Annotated in this window: 7 protein-coding genes; 5 read left to right on the top strand and 2 right to left on the bottom strand. The window is 70.3% G+C overall.

Annotation, left to right across the window (positions count from 1 at the left end; all coding sequences use genetic code 11):
- Nucleotides 1–178 precede the first annotated feature (178 nt).
- Nucleotides 179–3,799 (top strand): chromosome segregation protein SMC, encoded by a 3,621-nt coding sequence (smc, locus tag FJV46_RS13995; RefSeq protein ID WP_087026694.1) that lies wholly within the window; start codon nucleotides 179–181, stop codon nucleotides 3,797–3,799.
- Nucleotides 3,800–3,817: 18 nt separating this feature from the next.
- Here the strand turns inward: smc and FJV46_RS13990 are convergent, their stop codons facing one another.
- Nucleotides 3,818–5,107, bottom strand: a complete 1,290-nt coding sequence (locus FJV46_RS13990) for an MFS transporter (protein WP_087026691.1) — start codon at nucleotides 5,105–5,107, stop codon at nucleotides 3,818–3,820.
- A gap of 75 nt (nucleotides 5,108–5,182) precedes the next feature.
- On the opposite strand from FJV46_RS13990, the gene ftsY reads away from it, so the two are divergent.
- The 3 genes from ftsY to FJV46_RS13975 all read left to right on the top strand — a co-directional run bounded on the left by ftsY (nucleotide 5,183) and on the right by FJV46_RS13975 (nucleotide 8,245).
- Entirely contained in the window at nucleotides 5,183–6,376 is a 1,194-nt protein-coding gene (ftsY, locus tag FJV46_RS13985) for a signal recognition particle-docking protein FtsY (protein WP_087026689.1), read from the top strand.
- Nucleotides 6,377–6,563: 187 nt separating this feature from the next.
- Entirely contained in the window at nucleotides 6,564–7,910 is a 1,347-nt protein-coding gene (locus FJV46_RS13980) for an ammonium transporter (RefSeq protein ID WP_087026686.1), read from the top strand.
- On the top strand, nucleotides 7,907–8,245 hold the full coding sequence (locus FJV46_RS13975; RefSeq protein WP_055773303.1) for a P-II family nitrogen regulator: 339 nt from the start codon (nucleotides 7,907–7,909) through the stop codon (nucleotides 8,243–8,245). The genes FJV46_RS13980 and FJV46_RS13975 overlap by 4 nt, the downstream gene beginning before the upstream one ends.
- A 217-nt stretch (nucleotides 8,246–8,462) precedes the next feature.
- Here the strand turns inward: FJV46_RS13975 and FJV46_RS13970 are convergent, their stop codons facing one another.
- Complete coding sequence (locus tag FJV46_RS13970; RefSeq protein WP_232008398.1) at nucleotides 8,463–9,902, bottom strand: glucose-6-phosphate dehydrogenase; 1,440 nt, start codon at nucleotides 9,900–9,902, stop codon at nucleotides 8,463–8,465.
- Between the two features lie 143 nt (nucleotides 9,903–10,045).
- Here FJV46_RS13970 and ffh point away from each other — a divergent pair, with 143 nt between their 5' ends.
- Complete coding sequence (gene ffh, locus FJV46_RS13965) at nucleotides 10,046–11,632, top strand: signal recognition particle protein (protein WP_087026680.1); 1,587 nt, start codon at nucleotides 10,046–10,048, stop codon at nucleotides 11,630–11,632.
- Nucleotides 11,633–11,680: the final 48 nt, after the last annotated feature.

Genomic DNA, 11,680 nt, shown 5'->3' with positions numbered 1-11,680 from the left:
ATGGATCGGCCTGGACGCCTCTGAATACTGCTGAAACTTTTGTAAGCCTACTTCGTAATGCCGGGGTGGGTCACCCTGGATTCGCCCTCATACTCGGTCTTGCGGGCCCAATACGCCGGACGGTCGGTACGTTCCAGTAGATTAGGGAGGTCCCAAACGACCTGGAGATCCTGACACCGTGCATCTGAAGAGTCTAACCGTGCGAGGGTTCAAGTCTTTCGCCTCGGCGACCACCTTCGAGTTCGAGCCCGGCGTCACCGCCGTCGTCGGCCCCAACGGCTCCGGGAAGTCCAACGTCGTCGACGCCCTGGCCTGGGTCATGGGGGAGCAGGGAGCCAAAACCCTTCGCGGCGGCAAGATGGAGGACGTCATCTTCGCCGGGACGTCCGGCCGGCCGCCCCTCGGGCGGGCCCACGTCTCCCTCACGATCGACAACGCGGACGGCGCGCTCCCCATCGAGTACTCCGAGGTCACCATCTCGCGGACACTGTTCCGCGCGGGCGGGTCCGAGTACGCGATCAACGGCAAGAACTGCAGGCTGCTCGACATCCAGGAGCTGCTGTCGGATTCCGGGCTGGGACGCGAGATGCACGTCATCGTCGGCCAAGGGCAACTGGACAAGGTGCTGCACGCCACCCCGGAGGATCGGCGGGGCTTCATCGAGGAGGCGGCGGGGATCCTGAAGCACCGCCGGCGTCGGGAGAAGACGGTCCGGAAGCTCGATGCCATGCAGGCCAACCTGGCACGGCTCTCCGATCTCACGGGCGAACTGCGCCGCCAGCTCACGCCGCTCGGGAAGCAGGCGGACGTCGCCCGGCGCGCGCAACAGGTGCAGTTCGCCGTCCGCGACGCCCGGTCGCGGCTGCTGGCCGACGAACTGGTGACCCTGCGCGCCGGGTTCGAGCGCGACGTCGCCGCCGAGTCGGCGCTCCAGGCCCGGCGCGACGAGGTGGAACGGGCCCTCACGGCAGGGCGGGAGCGCCAGGCCGCGCTCGAGCAGGCGGCGGCCGCCGCCGTACCCGCCCTCAATCGGGCGCGCGAGACCTGGTATGCGCTGTCGAGCGTCCGCGAGAAACTGACAGCGCTCGCTGCCCGGGCGGACGATCGGGGTCATCTTCTCGGGCAGGGCGGCGTCGAGCCCGATCGCGGGCGTGATCCGGACCAGCTGGAGCGTCAGGCAGCACGCGTACGCTCCGAGGTCTCCGAGCTCGAGCAGGAGATTCTCACGCTCGGAACCGCACTGGAATCGACCCTGGCACACCGGCGGGAGGCCGAGGATGCCGCGGCCGCCGAGGATGCGCGGCTGGCCCGCCTGCTCCGTATTGCGGCCGATCGCCGCGAGGGCGATGCGCGGCTCGCGGGAACCGTGGGGGCAGCGCGGTCGCGCGTCGAGTCGGCGGTCGCCGAGCTCGGGCGGCTGCGGGTGTCCATCACCGAGGCGGAGGACCGACGGCGCGCCGCCCAGCGCGAGTTCACGGTCCTCGAGGGTCAGGTGGCCGGCGACGAGGAAGGTGAGGAGGGCCTGGACGCCGACTACGAGGAGGCCGCGGGTATCCTCGCCGGGTTCACGGGCGATCTCGAGGCCCTGGTGCGGCAGGAGCAGGCCGCCGAGCGTGAGCGCGGCGCCCTGGCTGCCCGCCTCGACGCCCAGCAGGAGGGCCTGCAGCGGCGTGACGGCTCGAGCGCACTGCTCGCGGCAGGGCTCGACGGCGTCTCCCGTCCGCTCGCCGAGATCCTGCAGGTCGCCACCGGTTTCGAGAAGGCGGTGGCCGCCGTCCTCGCCGGCGCGGCCGACGCCGTCGCCGTCGAGAGTCTCTCCGCGGCGGTGCTCGCCCTGGAGGCGATGAAACAGGCCGACGCCGGCCAGGTCTCCCTCGTCGTCGCGCCCGGGACCGCCGCCGGGAGCCGGGAGCCGGAAGCGCAGGGGCGGATGACCACCGGTACCGTCCGTGCGGAGGGGACCCCGCTGCTCGATGTGGTGGCCGGGGCCTCCGCCGTGCAGCCCGTCCTCGCGCACCTCCTCCACGGCGCAGTCGCCGTCGCGGACCTCGAGCGGGCCCGGAGCGTCATCGAGGACGGCCGTGCCGAGATCGCCGTCACCCTGGACGGGGACGTCCTGTCCCGCGTCGTCGCCCGCGGCGGGACCCCCAGCGCGGCCGGCTACCTCGAACTGCGGGCGGCCGCGGAGGAGACCGAGGAGCGGCTCGCCGTGGCCGTGGCCGAGACGGAACGGCTCCGGTTCGTCCTCTCCTCGACGAGAGCCGCCCGCGACTCCGCGCAGCAGCGGGTGGACGAGGCACTGGAGCGCCTGAACGAATCGGACGCGAGGATGGCGGCGGTCGCCGAGCGGCTCGGGCGGCTCAACGCCGAACTCCGCTCGGCGTCGGGAGATGCCGAGCGGCTCACGAAACTCGCGGAGGCCGCGGAGGCCCATCTCGCCGGCGAGGAGCTCCGGCTGCAGGACGCGGCCCGGCGGCTCGAGGACCTGCAGCAGCAACCCGTGGAGGCGGACCCGTCCACGGAGCGGCGGGACGCCCTCCACCGCGACGCCGTCGCCGCACGGCAGGCCGAACTCGAGGCGCGGCTCGCGCTCCGGAGCCGCGAGGAGCAGCTGACGGCCCTCGCCAATCGGGCGGCGTCGCTCGACAGAGCCGCCGAGTCCGAGCGCCGGGCTCGGCAGCAGGCCGCTGAGAAGGCTCGTCTCCGTCAGGTCCAGGCGTCGAAGGCTGCCGCGGTCGCCGAGGCGGCCCGACGGGCGGGTGCGCAGGCAGCGCGTTCCGTGGCGCTCGCGGCGTCCCGCCGGGACGAGGCCGAGCGCCTGCGGGAACAGCAGGACGCGGAGCTCCAGGCCGTCCGTGCCAGGAACGCCGAGCTCGGGGTGGAGGTGGCCCGGCTCACCGACTCCGCGCACCAGGACGAGCTGGCCAGGACACAGCAGCGGCTGACGATCGAGGCGCTGGAGAACCGATCGGTCGAGGAGCTCGGACTCACCCCGGACCACCTCGTCGAGGAGTTCGGTCCGCACCAGCCGGTGCCGGAGGACGCCGTGAGCGAGGACAGGTGGGCGGCCCTCCGTACGCCGGTCGACGACGACGGCAACCCGGTACCGCAGGGCGTCCCGTTCGTGCGGGAGCAGCAGGAGAAGAGGTTCAGGCGGGCCGAACGCGATCTGGCAGCGCTGGGGAAGGTCAACCCGCTCGCCCTCGAGGAGTTCGCGGCGCTGGAGGAGCGGCACCAGTTCCTCAGCACGCAGCTGGCGGATCTGAAGGCCACGAGGAAGGATCTCCTCGACATCATCCGCGAGGTGGACGAACGCGTGGAGCAGGTGTTCACCGCCGCCTACCGCGACACCGCGGAGCAGTTCGAACGCGTCTTCGCGACCCTTTTCCCGGGGGGCGAGGGGCGCCTCGTCCTGACCGACCCGGAGGACATGCTCGCCACCGGCATCGAGGTCGAGGCACGGCCCGCGGGCAAGCGGATCAAACGGCTCTCGCTCCTCTCCGGCGGCGAGCGGTCACTCACGGCCGTGGCGCTGCTCGTGGCGATCTTCAAGGCGCGCCCGTCACCGTTCTACGTCATGGACGAGGTGGAGGCGGCCCTCGACGACACGAATCTCGGCCGGCTCATCACCATCTTCCGGGAGCTCCGCGAGTCCAGCCAGCTCATCATCATCACGCACCAGAAGCGGACCATGGAGGTCGCGGACGCCCTGTACGGCGTGACGATGCGGGGCGACGGCGTCTCGACCGTCATCAGCCAGCGTCTCGCGGAGGATGTGGAGAGCGTCAGCGGCCCGTAGGACGAGCGGCGTGTAGGACTAGCGGGTGGTGCCGGCCGGCGCGGGCAGGGTCTCCCGGGACGTCGCCCAAACGAGGGCCGCGAGGCCCGTCAGCACGCCCGTCGCCGCGAACGCGAGAGCGAAGGAGCCGAAGGGGAGCTGGTCGATGATGAGTCCCGCGAGGACGGGACCCAGGATGGCACCGAAGTCCGAGCTCATCTGGAACGTCGCGAGGACCTTCCCTCCGCTGCGGTCGTTGCCGATCACGTCGGCCACCGCTGCCTGCTGCGCCGGGTTCAGCAGCCCGGTCCCCACCCCGGCCACGACGCACAGAGCGAGGAACACGACGACGTTCCCCGAGAACCCGAGCGCCACCATGGCAGCCCCGTTGACGATCAGCCCCGTGATCACGAGCGGCCGCCTGCCGAGCGAGTCCGCGAGCCGGCCCGACGCCGTGAGGGCCAGCGCGGTACCGCCGGCGAAGAACGCGAGCGAGATCCCCGCGATCTCGGTCCCCGCGCCCAGCACGACGTCGGCGAAGAGGGGGACGAGCGCCATCCGGACCCCGAACGAGGACCACCCGTTCGCGAAGCTCGACGCGAGGGACGCTCGGTACCCGGAATCCCTCACCGCCTCCCGCACCGTCAGGGGTGGCTTGGCGCGGGCGGCCCGGCGATCCGCGAGGGAGGTGTCCTTCAACTGGAAGAAGACCACCGCCGAGGCGATCAGCAGGGCGACGGCGTAGACGAGGAAGGGAACCCGAAGGCCGAACCGCGCCAGCAGGCCGCCGACGATCGGCCCGCCGATGCTCCCGAGGAGGAACGCGGTGGCGTAGGCCCCCGACACCCTGCCGCGGATGGCAGGAGGGGCAAGGCGCACGATCAGGCCCATCGCCGAGACCGTGAACATGGTGGAGCCGATACCGCCGAGCGCCCGGAAGACGAGGAGCTGCCAGTAGTCCCCGGCGAAGGCGCAGGCGGCCGTGGACAGCGCGACGATCAGGAGCCCCACGATGTACACCGGACGTTCCCCGAGCCGCTCGACCAGCCGCCCGCCGGCGGGCGCGAACACCAGCCGGGTGAAGGCGAAGGCGCTGACGATCACCGCCGAGGCGGTCACTCCGACGTCGAAGCTCTGCGCGAACTGCGGCAGGATCGGAGCCACCAGGCCGAAGCCGATGGCGATCACGAAGGCCGCGGCGATGAGGACCCTGATCTCCCGCGGGATGGGTTCCCTGACGGGCGCCGGATCGGCTCCGGGCGGGGTGCGCCGCGGGAGGCGTGGGACGCCGGGAAGGAAGGGTCTGCGTGCGCGAGGAGTGCCGGCCATGGTTCTCGAATTGTGCCACCGCTCCCGCCGCGGCACTCAATCCTTCGGTCCCGGCCCGTATGAGAAGGTGGATCCGTGAATGATCTCCTCCTGCCCGTCATCTTCGTCGTCCTCGCGCTCGCCGTCGTCGGCTCCCTCGCCGTGCTCCTGGTGCGGGGCCGGAGGACGCCGCCCGGACTGTATCCCTCGTCCCGCGACGCCGATGACCAGCCGTCGGGTGGCGCCCACGGCGCCACGTCCATCGACGTCCTGGACAGCCCGGACGGAGTGACCACCGATGTCCTGGTCCCGGATGACCTCAGTGGCCTCGAGGAGACCCCTGCCGTCCCGAGCCTCGACACGGTGGACCCCGTGCAGGGACGCCTCGCGCGCCTCCGTGCCCGGCTCGTGCGGTCGAACAACGCGCTGGGCAAGGGACTGCTGGCCCTCCTGTCACGCGACCGGATCGATGAGGACGTCTGGGACGAGGTCGAGGAGACCCTCCTCATGGCCGATCTCGGCACCGAACCGACCATGGAACTCGTCGACGCGCTGCGCGAGCGGGTGAAGGTGGCGGGCAGCCGCAACCCGGCCGAGGTCAAGGACATGCTGCGCGAGGAACTGGTCAAGCTCGTCGACGCGTCGATGGACCGCTCGCTGGCAACCGCGCGTCACGCGGACCGGCCCGCGATCGTCATGGTCGTCGGCGTCAACGGCGTCGGCAAGACGACGACGGTCGGCAAGCTCGCCCGGGTGCTCGTCGCCGATGACAAGGACGTGATCCTCGGTGCCGCGGACACGTTCCGCGCCGCCGCCGCCGAGCAGCTCGCCACCTGGGGAGCCCGGGTGGGCGTTCCCACGGTCAAGTCCGACGTCGACGGCGCCGACCCCGCGTCGGTGGCCTTCGAGGCCGTGAAGGCGGGGATCGACCAGGAGGTCGACGTGGTCCTGATCGACACGGCCGGCCGGCTGCAGAACAAGGTGGGCCTCATGGACGAGCTGGGCAAGGTCAAGCGCGTCGTGGAGAAACAGGGCACCGTCGACGAGGTGCTCCTGGTCCTCGACGCCACGACCGGCCAGAACGGGCTCACCCAGGCACGCGTCTTCGCGGAGGTCGTGAACATCACCGGGATCGTCCTCACGAAGCTCGACGGCACCGCGAAGGGCGGCATCGTGGTCGCGATCCAGCGGAGCCTGGGCGTGCCCGTGAAGCTGATCGGGCTGGGGGAGGGCGCGGACGATCTCGCGCCGTTCGACGCCGAGGGCTTCGTGGACGCCCTCCTGAACTGACGCACGGCCCATTTCGCAACCATTCGTCCGGCCCGCCGAAATCTGCCGGAAACATCACGGTCACGGAGCTTTTACCTCGGTGAGACTGTTGTAACGTCCGCGCAATGTGAAGCCCCCGGGAAGGAAACACGAGAACAGCATTCTTGAGGAGCGGGAAGTCCCCGCCCCTTTGGAAGGATCGTGTTTGATGGATCTGACAGCAGGCCACGTCTGGGTGATGATCTCAGCTGCCCTCGTACTTCTCATGACCCCCGGCCTCGCCTTCTTCTACGGCGGGATGACCCGTGCCAAGTCCGCGCTGAACATGATGATGATGAGCTTCATCGCCGTCGGCCTCGTGGGCATCGTGTGGGTTCTCTGGGGCTACTCGATGACGGGCGGGGAGGGGATCGGCCAGGTCTTCGGCAACCCCTTCGCATCCTTCGGCATGTCCGGTCTCATCGGTACCGAGGACCTCATCGGCGCCGGGTACGGAGCGACCTTCGCCATCATCACGGTCGCCCTGATCAGCGGTGCGATCGCCGACCGCGCCAAGTTCGGGGCGTGGACCATCTTCGTCCCGATCTGGGTGACGGCCGTGTACTGCCCGCTCGCCTTCATGGTCTGGGGCGGGGGACTCCTCAGCGCGGACGGCGCCGTCGGAGGTGCCGTGGGTGAGGCGATCGACTTCGCCGGCGGCACGGTGGTCCACATCAGCGCCGGCGTCGCAGCACTCGTGCTCGCGATCATCCTCGGCAAGCGCCAGGGCTTCGGCAAGGACCCGGCTCAGCGCCCGCACAACATCCCCTTCGTCATGCTCGGTGCCGCCCTGCTCTGGTTCGGCTGGTTCGGGTTCAACGGCGGCGCCGCCGGCTCGGCCGAGGAAGCCGGCCTCATCTGGGTCAACACGATGGCCGCTCCTGCTGCCGCGATGGTCGGCTGGCTCATGACCGAGCGCATCCGCGACGGCCGCCCCACCTCGCTGGGCGCGGCGTCGGGCATCGTTGCCGGGCTCGTCGCGATCACACCGGCCTGCGCCAACGTCAGCCCCGTCGGGGCGATCGGCCTGGGGCTCGTCGCCGGTGCCGTCTGCGCCCTCGCGGTCGGCCTCAAGTACCGCCTGGGCTTCGATGATTCGCTCGACGTCGTCGCCGTCCACCTCGTCGCCGGTATCCTCGGCACGCTCGCCATCGGGTTCATCATGTTGCCGGTCGACGGCGAGGGTGGCGGACTCTTCTACGGGGGCGGCGCCGACCAGCTCGTCGCGCAGATCGTCGCCGCGGCCATCGCGATCGCGCTCAGCGCCGTCATGACAGCCGTGATCGGCCTCGCCATCCACAAGACCATCGGGTTCCGCATCAGCAGCGACAGCGAGGTGTCCGGGGTCGATCTCTCGGAGCACGCGGAGACCGCCTACGAGTTCGGCGGACTGGGCGTGGGTGGGTCCTTCCACCCCTTCGCCGAGCAGATGTTCACGCAGCAGAAGCCGGCGGAACCCCTGCCGGCGCAGCAGAAGACCACACAGGACAACGTCACGGAGGGCGTACATTCATGAAACTGGTGACAGCGATCGTCCGGCCGGACAAGCTCGACGGCGTCCGCGGGGCCCTCGAGAACTACGGTGTGCAGGGGCTCACGGTGAGCCAGGCCAGCGGCTACGGAAGGCAGCGGGGCCACACCGAGGTCTACCGCGGCGCGGAGTACACGGTGGACCTCCTGCAGAAGGCCCGCGTCGAGGTCCTCGTCGCGGATGCCTGGGTCACCGACATCGTCGACGTGCTGGTCTCCACCGCCAACACGGGCAGGGCGGGTGACGGCAAGGTCTGGGTCATCCCGGTCGAGGAAGCCGTGCGTGTGCGGACCGGTGAGCGCGGGGACGCCGCGCTGTAGGGGAGCCTCTTTCCATCGCAGGACTGCAGCACCGCAGGACGCAGCACTGTAGGACACAGGAAGCCCGGCCGGGACACCCGGCCGGGCTTCCTGCCGTCCGGGGTTGACCGGCGCCTTCCTGGCGCCGGCCGATCCCGTCCGCCGCCGCATCATCGCTCGGCCGGGGCGTAGTCCGCGTGGCGATCCGAGCGGGCAGGCACCCGCCTCGCCGGAGGTGTCAGGCCCGACCGTGCGAGGAGGGCCAGTCGGCGGGCCCGGCGGACCCGGCCTCGTACTCCTCCAGCGGCACCCGGCCCGCTGACCACGCCGTGAGGACGGGCTCCACGATGCGCCAGCAGTCCTCCGCCGTGTCACCGCGCACCGAGAGCGTCGGGTCTCCCGCGAGGACGCCGTCGAGCACTTCGCCGTAGGGGAGGAGGTCCGTCTCGTTGAGGTTGGCGCTGAGGGTGGCGCGGTCGAGGGAGAAGATGTCACCGGGTCCGTTGACATCGAGCTCGAGCTGGAGGGTGTCCGGGCCGAAGCCGATGCGGAGCTTCGTCGGCGCGTCCTGACCGCTGAATCCCACGGGAAGGTGGCTCACCGGTCGGAACGTGATGACCGCCTCCTTGCGCTTGATACCCAGGGCCTTGCCCGAGCGCAGGACGAACGGCACGCCCGACCAGCGCTCGTTGTTGATGGACACGGTGACCTCCGCGAGCGTCTCCGTGTTCTTCGACGTGTCGACGCCCGGCTCGGCCGTGTAGTCGGGGATCTGCCGGTCCCCGATCGTCCCGGCGGTGTAGCGGGCGCGTCGGCTGCTGGACGGGTCGTCGAGATCCACGGAGCTGGCACGGAGCACCGAGCCGATGTGGTCCCGCAGGTCGCGCTCGTGCAGGGTCGACGGCGCGTTGAGGGCCAGCAGGGCCATGACGTGGAGCAGGTGGCTCTGGATCATGTCGCGGAGCGCTCCCGCGCCGTCGTAGTAGCGTGCTCTGTTCTCCAGCGCGAGGTCCTCGTCGAAGATCACCTCGACCTTCTCGATGTGCAGGTTGTTCCACACCGGCTCGAGGATGCGGTTCGCGAAGCGCAGTCCCAGGATGTTGAACACGGTCGCCTTGCCGAGGAAGTGGTCCACCCGGTGGATGTTCTGTTCGGGGACCAGCTTCGCGAGCTTCTCGTTGAGGCTGTGCGCGCTGGCCTGATCGGTGCCGAAGGGCTTCTCCATGACCAGCCGCGTGTTCTTGGGCAGCGAGTCCGGACCGAGCGCGCTGCAGGCGCGCTGACTGATGGCCGGGGGCAGCGCGAAGTAGATGGCGACCGGGCCCGTGAGGGTGTGGACCAGGTCGGCCAGGCCGTCCTTGGTCACGTCGAGCACATGGTAGGTGCTGGCATCCCGCACCTGCTGCAGGGCAGCTTTCCCGGCGTCGTCCGCCTTGCCCAGCGCGACGGCGAAGGAGTCGTCGAGGCGCGCGCGCCACTGCTCGTCGGTCCACTCGTCCGACCCCGCGCCGACGAGGCGCAGCCCGTCCGCCCGGCCGAGTCGGATGAGCCGCGCGAGGCCTGGGAGCAGCAGGCGGCCGGTGAGGTCGCCGGACGCCCCGAGGATGAGCAGCGTCCGTACGCGCTCGTCGGCCTCGGCGGGGATGCTGTCGTGTTCTGCGAGCGAATGAGTGTCCACGGTTTCACCTTGCCATGTATCCCTGCGCGTGTCCTGCCCGTTTGCCCGGAGCGGCCGGTCGTGCGGTAGCTCGTCCGCCATGCCCAGTTGATACCCTTGGGAGCTGAGCCTTCTTACTCCCCGATGAAAGTAGTTCACGGCACGTGTTCAATTCACTCTCCGACCGGCTGACTGCGACCTTCAAGAACCTCCGTGGCAAGGGGCGCCTCACCGAGGCGGATATCGACGCCACGGTCCGCGAGATCAGACGGGCCCTGCTCGACGCCGACGTCGCCGTTCCCGTGGTCCGCGCCTTCACCTCCGCCATCAAGGAGCGCGCCCTCGGGCTGGAGGTCTCGCAGGCCCTCAACCCGGGCCAGCAGATCGTCAAGATCGTCAACGAGGAACTCGTCGGGATCCTCGGCGGGGAGACCCGGCGCATCCGGCTCGCGAAGAACCCGCCGACTGTCATCATGCTCGCCGGCCTCCAGGGCGCCGGAAAGACGACGCTCGCCGGCAAGCTCTCGAAGTGGCTCAAGGGCCAGGGTCACAGCCCGCTCCTGGTGGCCTGCGACCTGCAGCGACCCAACGCGGTCCGCCAGCTCCAGGTCAACGGTGAACGCGCAGGCGTTCCCGTCTACGCACCGCATCCCGGCGTCAGCTCCGAGTTCGAGGCGGCCACCGGCGATCCCGTCGCCGTGGCACGGCAGGGCATCGCCGAGGCGCGCACCCGCCTGCACGACGTCGTGATCGTCGACACGGCCGGCCGCCTTGGCGTCGACGCCGAGCTCATGCAGCAGGCCGCCGACATCCGCGAGGCCATCAGCCCGGACGAGGTCCTCTTCGTCATCGACGCCATGATCGGCCAGGACGCCGTCAACACCGCGCTCGCCTTCAACGAGGGCGTGAACTTCACGGGCGTCGTCCTGACCAAGCTCGACGGCGACGCCCGCGGCGGCGCGGCCCTCTCGGTCGCCTCGGTCACCGGCAAGCCCGTCATGTTCGCCTCCACGGGCGAGGGGCTCAACGACTTCGAACTCTTCCACCCTGACCGCATGGCCTCGCGGATCCTCGACATGGGCGACATCCTCACCCTGATCGAGCAGGCCGAGAAGTCCTGGGACAAGGACGAAGCGGCCCGGATGGCGAAGAAGTTCGCCGACCAGGAGGACTTCACCCTCGACGACTTCCTCGCGCAGATGCAGCAGATCCGCAACATGGGCTCCATGAAGAAGATGCTCATGATGATGCCCGGCGCGGCCAACATGCGCGAGCAGCTCGAGAACTTCGACGAGCGCGAGATCGATCGCATCGAGGCGATCGTCCGCTCCATGACGCAGCACGAGCGCGTGGCCCCGAAGATCATCAACGGCTCACGCCGGGCACGGATCGCCCGAGGTTCGGGCGTCCACGTGTCCGAGGTGAACGGGCTCCTCGAGCGGTTCTCGCAGGCGCAGAAGATGATGAAGAAGATGGCGTCCGGCGGCGGGATCCCGGGCATGCCCGGAATGGCCGGCCCGGGCGGCTTCGGCGGGCCGCGGAAGACGAAGGCCGCGGCGGCCAAGGGCAAGAAGAAGCCCCGCTCGGGTAACCCGGCGAAGGCCGCGCTCGAGGCGCAGGAGGCGGAGACGCGGCGTGCCGCGGCCCGCGCAGCGGCCCCGACGGGCGCTGCCTTCGGCGGCGGACAGCAGGACTTCGATCCTTCCGCGATGAATCTCCCCAAGGGCTTCGAGAAATTCCTCGGGAAGTAGCACGGCCATGACCGCCTCATCCGCGCCTAGCAGGCGCGCCGCACGCTG

This window comes from Arthrobacter agilis (genome assembly GCF_006494655.1).
GTDB lineage: Bacteria > Actinomycetota > Actinomycetes > Actinomycetales > Micrococcaceae > Arthrobacter_D > Arthrobacter_D agilis.
Note: the sequence above shows the minus strand (reverse complement) of the source record. Positions and strands in the feature narration are given on the sequence as shown.